This is a genomic window from Christensenella sp. KGMB01412 (assembly GCF_055522415.1).
In genome coordinates this window covers 158,824-176,492 of sequence record NZ_JBVFVW010000001.1, presented here as the reverse complement: position 1 = coordinate 176,492, position 17,669 = coordinate 158,824, and the positions used below count along the sequence as shown (strand labels likewise).

Below are 17,669 nucleotides of genomic sequence, written 5' to 3'. Positions count from 1 at the left end.
TACATTTTAGGAGAAAACCATATGAATCATGATTTAGAGATAGCAAATTCAGTGTCAGCTCTTCCAATCGCTGATATTGCAAAAAAATTGAATATTCCGCAGGACGTATTAATTCCCTACGGAAAGGATATCGCGAAAATTCCGCTTACTTATATGGACCAACTGAAAGAAAAACAGCCCGGGCGGCTGATTCTTGTAACGGCGATCAATCCTACGCCTGCCGGCGAAGGCAAGACCACTGTTTCCATCGGCCTTGCGGACGGCCTTGCCAAACTGGGAAAAAAGACCTGCCTTGCCCTGCGCGAGCCTTCCCTCGGCCCTGTTTTCGGGATCAAGGGCGGCGCGACCGGAGGCGGACACGCACAGGTTATTCCCATGGAAGACATCAACCTGCACTTTACAGGGGATATTTACGCGGTCACAACGGCAAATAACCTGCTATGCGCCATGATCGACAACCATATCTATCAGGGAAACGAGCTTCGTATCGACGTAAAAAGCATCACTTTCAAGCGCTGTATGGATATGAACGACCGTGCGCTCAGAAATATTGTTTGCGGTCTTGGCGAACGCACGGACGGCGTTCCCCGTCAGGATGGGTTCGATATTGCGGCGGCTTCAGAAATCATGGCTATCCTGTGCCTTTCCACGGATCTTGACGACCTGCGGCACAGGCTTGACGATATCACAATCGGCTACAATCTTGACGGCGAGCCAGTCTACGCGCGCGACCTGGAGGCGGGCGGCGCAATGTCCGTCATTTTAAAGGAAGCGATTAAGCCAAATCTTGTACAGACGCTCGAGCATACCCCGGCGCTGATGCACGGCGGCCCGTTTGCCAACATTGCACATGGCTGCAATAGTATCATTGCGACAAAAATGGCAATGAAATTTGCTGATTACACTGTTACTGAGGCAGGCTTTGGCGCTGACCTCGGCGCGGAAAAATTTTTGGATATCAAGTGCCGCAATGCGGACATCTGGCCGGATGCCGTTGTACTTGTCGCAACGGTCCGCGCCCTGAAATATCATGGCGGCGCAAAAAAGGACGAACTGCAAGAGGAGAACCTCGAAGCAGTCGGTAAAGGCATCGTAAACCTTGACCGGCATCTTTCCACGCTCAAAAATGTCTACGGGCTTCCCGTAGTGGTTGCAATCAACCGCTTTGTGAGCGATACTCCAGCTGAAATTGAACTGGTAAAAAAACATGTTGCTTCAGCAGGAGGCAAAGCCGTGCTTTGCGACGTTTGGGCAAAAGGCGGCGACGGAGCGATCGAGCTTGGCGAAGAAGTAATCCAGTCTATCCTGCATCATTCCTCTCCCAGCCATCCATACGATTACGCTGCGCCAATTATGGATAAGATCAACGATATTACCTCGCGCATCTATGGAGCGAAACGCGTCGATTATTCCAAGGCGGCGAAAGCAAAAATTGCCATGTTCGAAAAGCAGGGATATACAAACCTTCCTGTGTGCATCGCAAAAACGCAGTATTCTTTTTCAGACGATCCCAAAAAGCTTGGCGCGCCTGACGATTTTGTAATGGAGGTGCGCGATCTTGCATTATGCTCCGGCGCGGGCTTTATTGTAGCCCTGTGCGGGACTATCATGCGCATGCCCGGCCTTCCAAAAAAACCGGCTGCAACCGGCATACATCTTGACGAAAACGGAAATACAGTCGGCCTGTTTTAAGCAAACCAAAAAGAGCATCCGGCCGGATGCTCTTTTTTTATTTATTTCGGTCCGTGATCCGCTTATACATCAGCGTCTCAATCACGGCAATCATTCCGCAGCGCGACGTGATATCGATTCCGTCGAACGAAATATCGTCCGCAAACACATAAAAATTCAAATCGCTCATATTTTGGATGATATTGTTATCCGCCCTTGTGATGGAAATAATCGTAGGAGTTGCCACAGTGACAATCTGTTCGATATAACGCGCAAGCGTCTGGTTATTTCCGGAATAAGATAATACCATGAGCACGTCGTCACGCTTAATGCGTTTTAATATGGATTTGATTTCGTAATCCTCGATCGGCGTTTCCGCATGGTAGCCAAGCACAGTTAATATCCGGCGCAGGTATTGCGCCACATCGGCACTCAGGCCAATCCCCAGAATATAAACGATTGGATAGCGGTCCATGATACGGTTGAAAAGCTCTATTTTATCGTTGCTGATTACCTTCACCGCTTCGATTACGTTTTTCAGGTAATCCTCCTGGTAATCCTTTTTGCTGATTACATTTGGAATAGCAATATTCTTCGATGTCATTTCCGTCAACCGAATCATCGCCGTAAATTCTGAATAACCGGAGAATCCAAGCTTTTTGACAAAACGAAACAAAGTTGTGGTCGAGACAAAGCAGGCTGCGGCAAGGTCTCGGATGCTCATTCCTTTTACAATGTGCATATTACGCACAACATAATTGAATATCTGCTTTTCCGTATTGGAAAGCGAACTGATCCTCGCGCTTGTAAAATCATAAAAATCCTCTGCCATTGCCCCTCCCGTTGCAATACAATCCTTTTATGTAATCTCAAGCCGTCTATTTGCATTGCCTTTCATTTATTATGAAAACTGGCTGTTATAAAGTCCCGTATAAAAACCGTTCTTTGCCATAAGCTCGTCGTGGCTTCCCTGCTCTATGATATCTCCGTCCTTCATCACAAGAATCACGTCCGCGTCCTTAATCGTTGACAGGCGGTGCGCTATCATAAAGCTGGTCCGTCCATGCGTCAGCTTTTCCATTGCATCCTGAATAAGCTTTTCCGTGCGCGTATCTACCGAGCTTGTCGCTTCGTCAAGGATCAGTATTTGCGGATCCGCACAAAATGCGCGCGCAATCGTCAACAGCTGCTTTTGTCCCTGCGATATATTGCTTGCTTCCTCGTTAATTTCCATATCGTAGCCTCCCGGCAGCGTACGAATAAAGCTGTCTACATTCGCCATTTTACACGCCGCAAGTACTTCTTCGTCCGTTGCATCCGGCTTGCCGTAGCGAATGTTGTCACGAATCGTCCCGGAGTAAAGCCATGTTTCCTGTAGCACCATGCCAAAAAGGCCGCGCAGGTTTTGCCTGGAAATATCCCTGATGTCGGTTCCGTCGATCGCTATGCTGCCACCGGAGAGCTCGTAAAAACGCATCAGAAGGTTAACGAGAGTCGTTTTTCCCGCGCCGGTCGGCCCGACGATGGCAACCTTCTGCCCCGGCTTTACATGCAGGTTCATATCGGAAATCAGTATCTTATCCGGCGTATAGCCAAAACGAACATGGTCAAAAGTAATCTCTCCATTCGTATGGCCAATGACTTTCAGTTCTTTGTTTTCAGGCACCTGCTCGGGCTCGTCAAGCAACTCAAACACGCGTTCTGCCGCCGCAATCGTAGACTGCATCAGGTTAACGATATTCGCCGTCTGTACGATTGGCTGTGTAAACTGCTGCATATACTGAATAAACGCCTGGATTGCGCCAACGGTAAGCGTCCCGTTTGAGGTGAGCACCCCGCCAAGCACACAAATCCCGACGTATCCCAGATTACCCACAAAATTTGTAATCGGCATGATAATACTCGACGCAAACTGCGAACGCCGCGCGTCCTCATAAAGGGCGTCGTTCATTTCATCAAATTCTTTCTCCGTACGCTCTTCCGTATTATATAATTTGATAATATTATGCCCGGAGTACATCTCCTCCACATAGCTGTTCACCGATCCAAGCTTGTCCTGCTGACCAATATAATATTTCTGCGACTTGCGGACTACAAGCGAGGACAAATACATTGCAATCGGCAGTACCAGAAGCGCAATCAGCATCATCTGCCAGCTGATAGAGATCATCATTACGATAATACCAATAATCGTAAACACCGCCGTAATAAGCTGCGTCATCGTTTGCTGGATTGTCGTGCTGATTCGCTCAATATCCGTAGTGGTGCGCGAGAGCACGTCCCCATGCGTATGCGTATCAAAATAATTAAGCGGCAGCCGCTGTATTTTCCTGTCCACTGCTTCGCGCAAATCAAAAATCGTGTTCTGGGCTACCTTGGCAGTGGTTCTCTGCTGCAGGTACGTAAACAGGGCCGAAAGCCCATACACCACTACAAGTGTCGCCAAAATTGAAGACAGCTTCTGGAAGTCGATATTCGCGGAAGAATTATTACCATCCGCGGTGCTCGCGATGCCTGCAAAAATCGTATTGGTCGCTTCTCCAAGCATTTTAGGGCCAATAATCAAAAACAGCGTTCCCAACGCGGCCAGAATAAGCACCGCAAAGAGCTGTTTTTTATATGGCATGAAAAATCCAAGAAGACGTTTTGTCGTTCCGCCGATATTTTTTGCTTTTTCATCCTGAACCGGTTGTCCTTTTCCGACTTTCACTTCAAAACACCCCCTACGACATCTGCGTACGCGCGATTTCCGCGTAAACGTCACACGTTTTTACGAGCTGGTCATGCGTACCCTGTCCGATAATTTTACCTTTATCGATCACGAGAATGTTATCCGCGTCCATAATCGTATTAATCCGTTGCGCAACAATAATCACCGTTGCGTCTTTTGTATTTTCCTTGATTGCTTTTCGCAGCGTCGCGTCTGTCTTGAAATCAAGCGCAGAAAAACTGTCGTCAAATATATATATGCTTGCATCCCCCGCGAGCGCCCGCGCAATCGCAAGCCGCTGTTTTTGTCCGCCCGAAACATTCGAGCCTCCCTGCGCGATCGGATCGTCGTACTTCGACTGTTTTTGCTCGATAAACGAATCCGCCTGTGCGATACGCGCTGCGCGTTCTACCTGGCTCATAGGCATATCTTCGTTTTCATAAGCAATATTTTCCCTGATCGTTCCAGAAAACAGCACCGCTTTTTGCGGCACATAGCCAATACGGTCGCGGAGCTCGTGTATGTCATAATCACGAACATCAACGCCGTCTACAAGAACCGCTCCGTCTGTTACGTCGTACAGCCGGGGTATCAGCATAATCACAGATGATTTTCCGCTGCCCGTAGAACCGATGATCGCAGTGGTCTGCCCGGGCATCGCCGTAAAACTGATATTGGAAACCGCGGGGTTTTCCGCATCGCCATATTTAAAAGTAACATTCCTGAACTCCACAACGCCAGATTTTGCCTGCGGTTTTTCGGTATGCTCCTTGTTCCTGATATCAATATCAATATCCATAACCTCGTTAATTCTGTCCGCACACACGCTCGCACGCGGCATCATAGCAAAAATAAGGGACATCATAACAAGCGAATACATGATCAGCACGAGATACTGGATGAACGCCATCAAATCTCCCACTTCCAGAGTCCCCTGCGCGATCTGCTGCCCGCCAAACCATACAACGGCAATCGTTCCCAGATTGACAATCAGCATCAAAAGCGGCATAAGCGTAGACATCAGTACCTGCGAACGGACTGACGTTTTTGTCAAAACCCGGTTTGCATCCTCAAAACGTTTCTCCTCGCGTTGCTCTGCCGTAAATGCGCGAATCACGCGTACGCCGGTGATATTCTCACGCATAACGACGTTGAGTCCGTCAAGCTTGGACTGCATCGAGCGGAATACAGGGAATGCCTTCCTCATAACGATGATCAGAAACACCAGGATAAGAGGCATGCAGGCGATAATAACCCATGCAAGCTGCATGTTTTTTTGTATGGCGAGCGCAATTCCTCCCGCGCACATCAATGGAGCCAGGATTACCACACGAAACATCATAATCGAAAAATCCTGTATCTGCATAATATCGTTGGTGGTACGCGTAGTCAGCGAAGACGTTCCAACTTTATCAAACTCCGCCATTGTAAATTGCCCCACCTTATGGAAAAGCTTTTTACGCACATCCGTGCAAAATCCCACGCCGATCTTCGAAGCAAAATAACCTACGCCGATCGCGCTCGCAGAGCCAACCAGCGTTATACAAAGCATAATAATACCCGTCGTGGTAATGAAGCCGATATCGCCTGCAATCACACCTTTATCTATGATAGAAGACATCAGATTGGGAAGCATCAGCATGGAGAACACCTGGCCCAGCATCAATATGATCATCAAAACCAGTTGCCCGGTATATTTTTTTAATCCTTTGTATAGTTTCAGCAACGTCGGCCCCTCCCAAAATATGTTGATACAAATATTAATTCTATTCTATATGATACTGTCATGAAATTCCATACTTTTTTAATCTATTACGGGAATGCACAAAAAAACGCCGTCAAGCGGCGGCGTTTTAAATTATCATTACAAAAGCGCTTCGATATGCGGAGCAATTTGTTCGGGCGTTGACGTGGGTTCAAAGCGTTCTACCACGACTCCGTCCTTATTCACCAAAAACTTTGTGAAATTCCATTTGATGCTGCTGTCTTTGTCATAATCTTTATTCTCTGCACGCAGAATTTCATCAAGCTTCGCGGCAATCGGATGGGCCGGATCAAAGCCCGCAAAGCCCTTTTGGGATTTCAGGTAATCGTAAAGCGGATCAGCATTTTCACCGTTTACGTCAATCTTTGCCATCATTGGAAACGTAACGCCGTAGTTCAGGCTGCAAAATTCCTTGATCTCTTCATTGGAGCCCGGATCCTGCCCTGCAAACTGGTTGCACGGAAAACCAACCACCACAAGTCCCTTATCCTTATAATCCTGATATAATTTCTCCAGACCTTCAAACTGTGGCGTGAAACCACATTTGCTCGCTGTGTTCACAATCAACACAACCTTGCCCTCAAAGTCTTTCATCGGCTGCGTCCCGCCGTCCATCTTTTTCACACTGAAATCATAAATATTCATGATTGGCATCTCCTGTTCTAATTATTCCTCCACACCTGCATATACAGATATGTGCAGCTTATTTATAAGAAAAAGGGAGCACATTAAAACAACTATTTTTCTAATATCAGCTAAAGACAGAAATTCCCGCCGCATTCATCATAAAAAGATAGATTGCGCAGGCAACAATCGCAAGGAGCATTCCAACGACCGCAAAAATATGCACCGTCTTTAGCATCGCCCCGCCAATCACCACCGCCAGAATCGCGAAGGCAAGTCCAAGCCACCACACGGTCGGCACAAAAATCAAAAAAGACAGCGCGCCAAACAATATGATTAAAAAGGACAGAATCTTATTTTTCAATGTTTTTCACCTCAATATTTTCAAACACCATTACATCGGCATACTTCAACGCCCGTTCTTCCTCCTCACCAGTACGCACCGTCCACGCAAAAATTGGGATACCTCTTTTCCGAAGGCGCTTTATGACCGGCATTTCCAGCCCGTCAAGCTCATAGTTGATGAAGTTTGGACGGCTGATGGCGTTCACAATTAAATGCTTAAGGGCCCGGCGTTTCCATTTTGGAAATTCGTCGGCATACTGCGAAAAGGTTGCAGAAAGCTGCCCCCTGAGAACGCCCGGCGCATTTTTACGAAACCACCGAACTGAGAACGGCGAGAATGACTGCACCGCATATTTGCCACGGTATGTACTGAGGGCTTCGAACAGTGCCATCTCAAGCTTTCCCGCCCTTCCGACATTTTTCAGTTCAATCAGCAACGGTACCTTTCCATCTACAGTGTCAAATACTTCCTGCAGGGTTGGTATACCGTGCTGCGTACCTGCAAGCCGCAGCGTTCTGAGCTCTTCGAGCGTCAAATCCTCTATTCTTCCGTCAAAGCCCGTCATCCGTTTGAGGCTTTCGTCATGAAATACAACCAAAACCTCATCCCGTGAAAGATGAACGTCAAGCTCGATGGCATATCCATGATCAACCGCGTTTTGAAACGCGGCAAGGGAATTTTCCGGAAATTCCCCTGTATGCAGCCCGCGATGGGCATAAGCGTAATCCTCGAGCCATGACCGTACCGGCTTTCCCGCTGTCATAAAATAATAAAGAAACACGATCAGGCACAAAACCGCCGCAAGCAAAATAATCCAAAACATATCACATAACTCCTGATCATATTGTACCATACTTTTGATTTTATTTTTCAGAAAAGTTATAATAATAAAATACGCTTGTTTGCGTATATCGATCATGCGAGGTGAGACAAATGACAAATGCAGGACTGGTTCTGGAGGGCGGCGGAATGCGTGGCAGCTACACCGCCGGCGTTCTGGACGCATTTCTCGATATGGGAATCGAAATGAACGATATCATTGGCGTTTCTGCTGGAGCCGCAAACGCGATTTCTTATGTATCCGGGCAGCACGGAAGAAACCTGGCTATCTACAACACCTGTATCAACAGGAAATACCTGAGCTTGTGGAATTTTATTACCACCGGCTCGTTTTTTGGTATGAAATATGTCTTTTACGAGGTGACGCGCAACATCATCCCCTTCGATTATGACGCGTTTTGTGATTCCAAACAAAAGCTGACGATTGTTGCGACAAACGTTGAGGATGGAACGCCCTTCTACCATCAGCTTAACGATCTCACCAACGATTCCGACATGAAGTACCTTTGCGCTACTGCGGCAATTCCCATGGCATCCACGATTGTAAAGGTGGACGGCCATAAACTCATGGACGGCGGAGCGAGTGATTCGATCCCAATCGAATATTCCATGAAAAAAGGAAACAGCAAAAATATAATTGTGCTTACGCGTTGCGAAGGCTTTCAGCAGCACAGGAGCAAAATGCCATGGTTCCCCTACGTGCGTTACCCTTCCCACAGGCAATTTGCACACACAATCGCAAACCGTTATGCGTATTATAACGAAAGCATTCAAATCGCTGAACGGCAGGAAAAAGAAGGGAAGGCAATTATCATCCGCCCCACAAAGCCCATCATTGCAGGACGGATGGAAAAAGATCCTGCGAAACTGACCGCACAGTATCACGTTGGCTATGACGATGCAATGGCGCAAAAGGAAAAACTCCTCGCATTTCTGCGGGGAGTTGAAAATGTGACCATCAAATAAAATGATTCGAAGCTTCCTTATGCCTCGCCATATGTTGGATCGAGGCATTTTAATTCTTTGTAGGTATCGATCTCAATAATGTCGTCGAACGTGCATTCGCGGATGGCAACCTTAAAATCCCTGATATGATATTCAAGCGGTACCTGATCCCAGTACCGCTCTTTGCCGCCCGGCATCTCGTAAACCTGTTTTACGCATTCACCCAAACGTTTTCCGTCTTCGCCCGTCCAGTAGGATATTCCAAACATATGGTGGCAGTTCGTTCCGCCAATTCCAAGCTTCGTGATATATTTATGGTTACTGCTGTAAAAACACCAATCTTCCGTCTCCTTTACAGGCACGCCCAGATAATTGGAGGAATATTGATATTTCCGAATTATCTTCGGATTATACAACAACAAATCCGCTTCAAGTACATACGAATTTTCAAGCAGGTCGCGCGCATACATCACAGAAGAAATGTTGTTTGCCTCGTTATACACCGGATTTTCAATAAATTTGATCTGCGGATATTTGTATAGGAGCTGATCGAATTGCTCTGCAAGATATCCGCGCACAATATATATTTCTTCAATTCCCGCAGCAATAACGGCATCGATCAGCGTATCAATCAGCCTCGTGCCGTTTACCCGCACAAGCGGTTTTGGAGTGTTGAGCGTAATCGGTACGAGCCTTGAGCCAAATCCCGCAGCAATAAAAACAGCGCGTTTTACACGGTATGGTTCCAGCGCCAAAAGCCCTTCCTGAGTGATTTTCCCTTCCCGCGCATAGCCAAGGCTTTGTAACTGCGTCATCGTCTTATTAACCGTACCGAGCGCTTTCCCCAGCTTTTGCGCAAGCTCGCGCTGTGTGAGCACTTCTTTATTTTGTTCCAGGTCCGCCAATAGTTCAAATTGATTTTTTGTTAAATTCATGCCAGTTCCTTTTTCCTTAAATTTCGTTTATACAAGTTGATCCCGCCCTTTAAAAGAAGGTTTACCGCAAGTATCAGCAGAGATACAAACGCCGCGCATTCCAGCATCATCTGCGCCTCAAACATTGTAATCATCAGCGATAAAGGCTGCGTACTGAGCGTTGAAAGAAACGACACCGCGGAAATCGTCATCATCGAATTCACAAAAAAGTAAGCGAACATTTCCGCAATCGTCGCTTTTGACTGCGGTATCAGGACATCCAGAATGATTCTTCCACGGCTGATACCCAGCGTCGCTCCCACCGCTTCCAGATTCTGGTTCAGCTTTCCGAATGTATTATACATCATCAGGTAGGGCGAAGCAAAAAAGTGCATGATGTTGACCAGAATCAATATCGCAAGCGTGCCATAGATGGGAGTCCCATTGAAAAACATCATATAGGAGAGCCCAAGCACGAGTCCGGGTATTGCAAGCGTAATGATCGAAACAAGATGCAGCATCTTTGAAGATTTTGACGGCATACGCGCCGTCATATAGGCTGTAATATACGCGACGACCACGCCAAGCACTGCCACAAACGCTGAAATAATCAGTGAATTTGCAAGATATCGGTCTGCTCCGATTTCAAGCGTTCGCGTGATGTTATCAAGCGTCAGCGTCATATCGATCGGATACTTTGTTACGAAGGTTAACAGCGCAAACGCCGCAATCGGCAGCAGGATACACAGACTGACTGCCGTACAGGATACGTATGCAGCCGCGTCCCTTATTTTGTTCTTGATGATTCTGAACGGCCTCGTTACAAACGACAAATTTCCTTTGTTTTTATCCAGCAGGTCAATCAGGAAAGCCACAAACGCCGGAACAAGTAAAACAAGGCCGATTACACTTCCCTTTCCAAACTGCAGCAGACCTACTACATCCTGATACATCATAACCGGAAGCGTGGAAAACTGTCCTCCGACGGTAAGCGGCACGCCGTAATCTGTTATGATCAGCGTAAAAACTGCGAAAATTACGGAAATCATAGGTTTACGCAGGTATGGAAAGCCGATTGCACCAAATTGCCTGGCTTTTGATATTCCAAGCACACTCGCCGCTTCATAGGGCGTACTGTCCTCATATTTGAGCAAATCCAATATCATCAAAAACGCCACCGGGAACGAATACATGACGGAACCGATCACAATGCCCCAAAAGCCATATATGTTTCCTTCCAGATGAAGCAGATTCGTTATGACGCCGTTTGAGCCAAACAGCACAACAAGGCCCATGCCGTGTGAAATAGATGGAATCAGCATTGGCAATGTAAACAGAATGGTAAAGAGGCCTTTAAAACGGATGGCGGAACGTGCAATGAACCAGGCCAGTGCCGTTGCCAGCCCTACGGAAATCAGCGTGGAAACCGTTGACACCAAAAGCGAGTTTTCCATTGCGGTCAAAAAGGTCTCCGACGTGATGATGCCCGAAACATCCTCGCCTGCCATGGAAGACAGCATACGGATCAACGGAAGCAGTACGGCTACAATAAAAAATGCCGCAAGCAAAAGATGGATACCATTGACGCCCTTCTTCGCAGTCCTCATTGCTTTGCCCTCGCAAACCCAATCAGGGAATCTATTTTAAGCTGTATATTATGGATTACAAAGCGTTCCACATAATCATTCGCCGGATGGTCGACGATATTCCTCGGCGTATCGATCTGCTGTATCCTGCCATCATTTAAAACCATGATACGGTCCGACATGGCAAACGCTTCCTCCTGGTCGTGCGTAATATAGATCATCGTTGAGCCAAACTGCTTTTGAATACTCTTCAGCTCTGCGCGAAGGGAAAGCCGCGTATCCACATCCAGCGCGGACATGGGCTCGTCGAATAAAATAACGTCCGGATTAAGCGCCAGTGTGCGCGCAATCGCGACACGCTGCTGCTGTCCCCCTGAAAGCTTGTGCGGACGTTTCGCGCTGTGCTCTTTCAGGCCGACCTGTTCGATCAGGCGCTCTGCGATCTCACGTGATTGCCCTTTCAATTCAGGATTCCTTTTCAGCGCATATTCCACATTGCCAAGTACCGTCATATTTTCAAACAGCGCATAATTCTGGAATACGATTCCCATGCCCCTTTTTGCAGGAGCAAACCCTGTGATATCCACTCCATCCTTTTTGATCGTTCCCTTGCTTGCCTGCTCAAGGCCGATCAAAATACGCAGTATCGTCGTTTTGCCACAGCCGGACGGGCCGAGGATCGATAAAAATTCTCCCTCGTTAACGGTAAAGCTTATATTCCGCAATACCTCGTTTGTCCCAAATTCCTTTGAAATTCCTTCAATAACCAGTTTTTCTTTCCCCATCAGTATACCCACTTTTCCAGCAAACGCTCTTTCTCCGCTTTTGTATCGTTACTCATATCCGCATATTGAATGTCCTGCGGATATCCCTGCACATTGAAATCAACATCCTTATAAATTTTTTCCGGGAAGAATTTCTCTTTATCCTCCGCTATCAGCGTACTATCCAGAAATTCGAAAACATCCCGCACACATTGGCGGTCCTGTTTTCCCGCTACCATTGCGGCGCCGTATCTCGAATATGGCGAGCCTTCCTTGAAAAACTTGATTTTTAACTTTGCACCGTTGTTGTTTTCCATGACTGCCTGGCTTGTCATCGCAAGGCCGATCGCCGCTTCGCCCTGCACAAGCGCGTTTACGGGCCCCGATCCGGATGAGGTAAATTGCAGTATATTTTTAGAGAGCGCGTCAAAATACGCAAACGCTTTCTCCTCTCCCCATGCGTTCACGAGGCTTTTTAAAAACATATATCCGGTTCCCGATGATTTTGGATTTGGCATTGAAATGAGCCCCTTATATTCCGGTTTGATCAAATCTTCATAGCTTTCCGGCTCGGGCAGCCCATGTTTTTCCAGTATTTCGGTATTGATTGCGATACATCCGCCATTCCTGCATTCAGGCAATACGCGATGGTTCTCATCAAGCATATCTTCCATGTAACGCGAGGTGTCGTACCCTGAAAGGTCGGCAAGTACGTCTTTGAGCTTTTCCACATATCCATATTCAAGATCGTAAGAAATATCGCATTCCGATTTTTCGCCTTCGACAAGAAGCTTTGCAGCCTGGTTTCCGGTTGGCATATATCCTACGATAATATCATACTGCGGAAACTCCTCCCGCAGCCTTTTCTGGATGTATTCATTGCGGTACATCTCCGCACTTGAATAAATAACTACTGTGTTATCGCCCTTCCCCATACAACCCGTCATGGAAAATAACATAACAACCAGCAAAAGAACAGCGAAAAACCGCTTCATACCCATTTCACCACTTTACCTACTTTTTACACGTTTCTTATATTTTACAATCATAGCATTAAATATGAACACAGTCAATTACAAAAAAGCCTGTTTTAGATAATATAGATCTTTCTTGTCGTTCATTTATAAGTGATACAGTTCGAAAAATATAACAAAAGCGGCCCTCTTACGGAAAGCCGCTTTCTCTTTGCTGTTGTTATTCTCCCTGCTTTTGCTCCTGCTGCATCTTCAGGTTCTCAAAAGCGCTGTAGATCATCAGCTTGATCCTGTTGAGCTGGTTGACCTCCGACGCTCCAGGATCGTAATCCACCGCGACTATATTTGCCTGCGGATACGTATTCCTGATGCCGCGGATCATCCCTTTGCCCACAACGTGATTTGGCAGGCAGGCAAACGGCTGGACGCAGATGATGTTCGGCGCGCCCTCCTCGATCAGGTGGAGCATTTCCGCAGTCAAAAACCATCCTTCACCCGTACAGTTGCCGCAGGAAATCATCTGCTCGGACTGCTCCGCCAAATGGCGTATATCAGGGTATGGCGTATAGTATTTGCTTTTCCTGAGCGCGCGCTGAATGGGATTACGGAACCAGTTGACCAGCCATATGCCAAACATGGAGGCCTTATAAACACCTTTGGATTTTCCCATTTCCTCGTACTTGAACTTACAGCTGTACAAACTATACGTGAAAAATTCCATCAGCGCGGGCATCACGGCTTCGCCACCCTCCCGCTCAATGACCTCAATGGCATGGTTGTTGGCGTCCGGATGGTATTTTACCAGAATTTCGCCGACAATACCTACCTTAGGCTTCACTTCATTTGTGCGCTCGATCGCTTCAAAATCCTTTACCATCTGTTTTGCCGCCTTGCGGTAGCCAAAATATCGCGTATGTTCCACAATATCCTGTACTTTTCCAACCCACTTATCAAAGAGCGCATCCGTTTCGCCTTTATTCTTTTCATACGGCCTGGTTGCAAGAAGCAACTTCTGCAAGAGGTCTCCCAGCGGAATTGCAAGGAGCAGGCGCATCGCGAGCCCCGGCGTAAAACGGAATCCAGGATTTTTCTCCAGGCCAGAGAAGTTAATGGATACCACGACCACCTGCGGGAACCCCGCTTCCTTAAGCGCTTTTCGTAAAAACGCAAGGTAATTGGACGCACGGCAGCCACCGCCCGTCTGCGTGAGCATAATGACCGTATTGTCCGGATCAAGCTTTCCCGTCAGAAACGCATTCACGAGCTGCCCTACAACGATAATCGTCGGATAGCACGCGTCATTATTGACATACTTCAGTCCCACGTCGATATCTTCCTTGGTTACCTCTGTAAGCACCGTGAAGTTGTATCCTGTCGGATCAAACGCCTGTTTTAAGAACTGGAACTGCAAAGGCGCCATCTGCGGGCAGACAATCGTTCCCTTCTCCCGCATTTCCCTGGTAAAAATGCGCCTCTTCCAGACCGCATTTTTATGCTCTGTTTTCTGCTCTGGATGCTCCGCCTCTTCTTCCTTCTTCTCTTTGAGGGCAGCAATCAACGAGCGAATCCTGATTTTTGCCGCACCCAGGTTGCTGATCTCGTCAATCTTCAGCACCGTATAAATCTTTCCGGCAGCCTCAATGATCTCGTGCACCTGGTCTGTCGTAATCGCGTCAAGGCCGCACCCAAATGAATTGAGCTGCACCATTTGCAGGCAGTCATATTTCCCCACCGCCGCCGCCGCTTCATAAAGCCTCGTATGGAAGGCCCACTGGTCCATGACGCGGATCGGACGCTCCAAGTGCCCCAGATGGGCCACGCTGTCTTCCGTCAATACCGCAAGCCCATAGCTCGTAATGAGCGATGGAATTCCGTGGTTGATTTCCGCATCCACGTGATACGGCCTTCCTGCAAGCACGATGCCCGTATTTCCCGTCTCCTGAAGCCATTTAATCGTCTTTTCGCCTTGTTCACGCATATCCTGCTTAAAGCGGTCAAGCGCCTCATAGGCAGCGTCAGAGGCCTCCTGCGCCTGCTGCTCTGTTATGCCGTATTTTCCAAATTCCTTCATGATCTTTGCCGGCATAAACTCCCGCTCGTCAAGCGCAACAAAGAAATTAATAAATTCAATTTCACGTTCCTTCAGCACATCCATGTTGCTCTTGATTACCTCAGGATAAGATGTGACAACCGGACAATTATAGTGATTATTGGAATCCCCAAATTCCTTGCGTTCAAAGGGAATACAGGGATAGAATATTTTCGCTACGCCTTTTTCCGCGAGGTTTTCAATATGCCCGTGAATAAGCTTTGCAGGATAGCAGACCGTATCGGATGAAATCGTCTCCATTCCTTTTTCAAACATCGAATGGCTCGAAGGATCGGAAAGAACCACGCGAAAGCCAAGCTTTGTAAACATCGCATGCCAGAAAGGATAATTTTCATAAATATTGAGTGCGCGTGGAATCCCTATCGTACCATTGGGCGCATCTTTTTCATCAAGGGACTTGTAATCAAATACCCTCTTTAATTTGTAATCATAAAGATTCGGCAGATCGTTCTTTTTCATCATGCCGCTGCCCTTCTCACAACGGTTCCCGGAAATAAATTTCCTGCCGTCGTCAAAGGTCGTTATCGTAAGCATACAGCGGTTTTCGCATTTCCCACAACGTGCAAAGCTGCCTTTATAATTGAAAGCCGCAAGCTCTTCTACGGTCAATATGGAGCTCTTCCTGCCGCGCATTTCCTTTCTTGCAAGGAGCGCAGCGCCAAACGCGCCCATAAGCTCGGCGATATCAGGGCGCACAACATCCCGTCCCAGTTCAAGCTCAAACGTGCGCAGGATCGCATTGTTTTTAAAGGTACCCCCCTGCACTACGATATTCTTCCCAAGGTCTGCCGGATCTTTCACCTTGATAACTTTATACAGGGCATTTTTCACGACCGAATAGGAAAGTCCCGCAGAGATATCTCCAACTGTTGCGCCTTCTTTTTGCGCCTGTTTAACGCGGCTGTTCATGAATACCGTGCAACGCGTACCGAGGTCTACAGGGTTTTTTGCTTTCAGCGCTTCCTGAGCAAAATCCTGAATGGGTATACTCAGGTTTTGCGCAAACGTCTGTAAAAAGCTTCCACAACCGGAGGAACATGCTTCATTGAGCATAATACCGTCCACAACACCGTTTTTGATACGCAGGCACTTCATATCCTGTCCGCCGATATCAATGATAAGGTCAACATCCGGGTTAAAGAATTCCGCAGCCTTATAGTGCGCCATCGTTTCGATCTCACCAAGATCAAGCTTCAGCGCTTCCTTGATGATTGCCTCTCCATAGCCCGTGACGCATGCCCCTGCAATATAGGCTTTTTCCGGCAGTTTGCTGTAAATATCCCTAACAATCCGGACCGCCGAATCAAGCGGATTGCCTTCATTGGAATGGTAATGGGAATACAGAAGCCTGCTTTCCCCATCGATTAAGACAGCTTTGATTGTCGTGCTGCCTGCGTCCATGCCAAGGAAGCACTCACCCTGTGCCTGCGAGAGTTCCGCTCTTTGCACATTTTTTTGTGCATGGCGTTTTACGAATTCATCATATTCCTGCTGCGATGCAAAGAGCGACTGCAGCCTGCGCGTCTCATGCTCGCCTTCCCCGGCCGTTTGCAGCATTTCCGGTAAATCCTTTAGTTTAAATTTTCTGCCTTCCGCCATAAGCGCCGCACCCATCGCAACAAACAAATGGGAATTCTCCGGATGGATAATTGCCTCGTCATGCAAATTGAGCGTTTCGATAAAGCGCTTCCGCAGCTCGGTCAGGTAATGCAGCGGTCCGCCCAAAAAGGCAACATTTCCCCTGATTGGCCTGCCGCAGGCCAGGCCTGAAATGGTCTGGTTCACCACAGACTGAAAAATTGACGCAGCAATATCCTCCTTTGCAGCGCCTTCGTTGATCAGCGGCTGAACATCTGTTTTTGCAAATACGCCGCAACGGGCCGCAATCGGATAGATTGTATTGTAGGTTTTTGCGTATTCGTTCAGGCCCATCGGATCCATATTCAGAAGCGTGGACATCTGATCGATAAACGCGCCCGTTCCTCCCGCGCATGTACCGTTCATACGTTGCTCGAGGGACGGCTTCATATAAGTAATCTTTGCATCCTCGCCGCCAAGCTCAAGCACAACGTCTGCCTGCGGAATAAATTCCTGCGTGGCTTTTGCCCCTGCCACAACCTCCTGCGTAAAGGGAAGTCCAAGTAAATTCGCAACCGAAAGACCGCCTGAGCCGGTAACGGCAGACGTCACTTCATATTCTCCACATTCTTCTGCTATTTCTTTGAATAAATTTAGTAATTCCCCGCGCACATCCGAAAAATGTCTTCTGTAGCGCTCAAATAATATATTTTTGTTTTCATCGATCAAGACAAGCTTAATCGTTGTAGAGCCTATATCCAAACCTAACTTATAACCTGCCATACTAACCTCCTGCTGACAAAATATTATAGCAAATATATGTGAACTATACAAGAACATAA

At 47.4% G+C, this 17,669-nt stretch carries 13 protein-coding genes; 2 read left to right on the top strand and 11 right to left on the bottom strand.

Annotation, left to right across the window (positions count from 1 at the left end; translation table 11 throughout):
- Positions 1-21: 21 nt before the first annotated feature.
- Positions 22-1,692 (top strand): formate--tetrahydrofolate ligase, encoded by a 1,671-nt coding sequence (locus tag ACS5WU_RS00870; RefSeq protein ID WP_302760021.1) that lies wholly within the window; start codon positions 22-24, stop codon positions 1,690-1,692.
- 37 nt (positions 1,693-1,729) lie between these two features.
- Here ACS5WU_RS00870 and ACS5WU_RS00865 read toward each other — a convergent pair whose 3' ends face one another.
- The 6 genes from ACS5WU_RS00865 to ACS5WU_RS00840 all read right to left on the bottom strand — a co-directional run bounded on the left by ACS5WU_RS00865 (position 1,730) and on the right by ACS5WU_RS00840 (position 7,939).
- Positions 1,730-2,503: a MurR/RpiR family transcriptional regulator gene (locus ACS5WU_RS00865; RefSeq protein ID WP_046443072.1), complete on the bottom strand. Its 774-nt coding sequence runs from the start codon at positions 2,501-2,503 to the stop codon at positions 1,730-1,732.
- Between the two features lie 69 nt (positions 2,504-2,572).
- The gene (locus tag ACS5WU_RS00860) at positions 2,573-4,381 is read right to left on the bottom strand and encodes an ABC transporter ATP-binding protein (RefSeq protein ID WP_465088877.1); all 1,809 of its coding nucleotides are present in this window, start codon (positions 4,379-4,381) and stop codon (positions 2,573-2,575) included.
- A 13-nt stretch (positions 4,382-4,394) separates the two neighbouring features.
- The gene (locus tag ACS5WU_RS00855; RefSeq protein ID WP_046443074.1) at positions 4,395-6,107 is read right to left on the bottom strand and encodes an ABC transporter ATP-binding protein; all 1,713 of its coding nucleotides are present in this window, start codon (positions 6,105-6,107) and stop codon (positions 4,395-4,397) included.
- A 138-nt stretch (positions 6,108-6,245) separates the two neighbouring features.
- On the bottom strand, positions 6,246-6,791 hold the full coding sequence (locus tag ACS5WU_RS00850) for a glutathione peroxidase (protein ID WP_046443075.1): 546 nt from the start codon (positions 6,789-6,791) through the stop codon (positions 6,246-6,248).
- Positions 6,792-6,897: 106 nt separating this feature from the next.
- A complete protein-coding gene (locus ACS5WU_RS00845; RefSeq protein ID WP_046443076.1) occupies positions 6,898-7,134 on the bottom strand; it encodes a hypothetical protein in 237 nt (78 codons plus the stop codon).
- Positions 7,124-7,939, bottom strand: a complete 816-nt coding sequence (locus ACS5WU_RS00840; protein ID WP_302760019.1) for a glycerophosphodiester phosphodiesterase — start codon at positions 7,937-7,939, stop codon at positions 7,124-7,126. The genes ACS5WU_RS00845 and ACS5WU_RS00840 overlap by 11 nt, the downstream gene beginning before the upstream one ends.
- A gap of 110 nt (positions 7,940-8,049) precedes the next feature.
- Between ACS5WU_RS00840 and ACS5WU_RS00835 the strand changes: the two genes are divergently transcribed.
- Positions 8,050-8,922, top strand: a complete 873-nt coding sequence (locus ACS5WU_RS00835; protein ID WP_302760018.1) for a patatin-like phospholipase family protein — start codon at positions 8,050-8,052, stop codon at positions 8,920-8,922.
- 17 nt (positions 8,923-8,939) lie between these two features.
- On the opposite strand, the gene ACS5WU_RS00830 is transcribed toward ACS5WU_RS00835, so the two are convergent.
- From ACS5WU_RS00830 to ACS5WU_RS00810, 5 genes are all read right to left on the bottom strand, one after another.
- Positions 8,940-9,836: a sugar phosphate nucleotidyltransferase gene (locus ACS5WU_RS00830; RefSeq protein WP_046443078.1), complete on the bottom strand. Its 897-nt coding sequence runs from the start codon at positions 9,834-9,836 to the stop codon at positions 8,940-8,942.
- The gene (locus ACS5WU_RS00825) at positions 9,833-11,422 is read right to left on the bottom strand and encodes an ABC transporter permease subunit (protein ID WP_320607269.1); all 1,590 of its coding nucleotides are present in this window, start codon (positions 11,420-11,422) and stop codon (positions 9,833-9,835) included. The genes ACS5WU_RS00830 and ACS5WU_RS00825 overlap by 4 nt, the downstream gene beginning before the upstream one ends.
- Positions 11,419-12,186 (bottom strand): ABC transporter ATP-binding protein, encoded by a 768-nt coding sequence (locus ACS5WU_RS00820; protein WP_302761684.1) that lies wholly within the window; start codon positions 12,184-12,186, stop codon positions 11,419-11,421. Before ACS5WU_RS00820 ends, ACS5WU_RS00825 begins: the two co-directional genes overlap by 4 nt.
- Positions 12,186-13,160: an extracellular solute-binding protein gene (locus ACS5WU_RS00815; RefSeq protein WP_197408913.1), complete on the bottom strand. Its 975-nt coding sequence runs from the start codon at positions 13,158-13,160 to the stop codon at positions 12,186-12,188. The genes ACS5WU_RS00820 and ACS5WU_RS00815 overlap by 1 nt, the downstream gene beginning before the upstream one ends.
- 199 nt (positions 13,161-13,359) lie before the next feature.
- Positions 13,360-17,610 carry a 2-hydroxyacyl-CoA dehydratase gene (locus ACS5WU_RS00810; protein ID WP_302761686.1) on the bottom strand — a complete coding sequence of 1,417 codons (4,251 nt, stop codon included), beginning with the start codon at positions 17,608-17,610 and terminating at the stop codon, positions 13,360-13,362.
- Between the last annotated feature and the right edge of the window lie 59 nt (positions 17,611-17,669).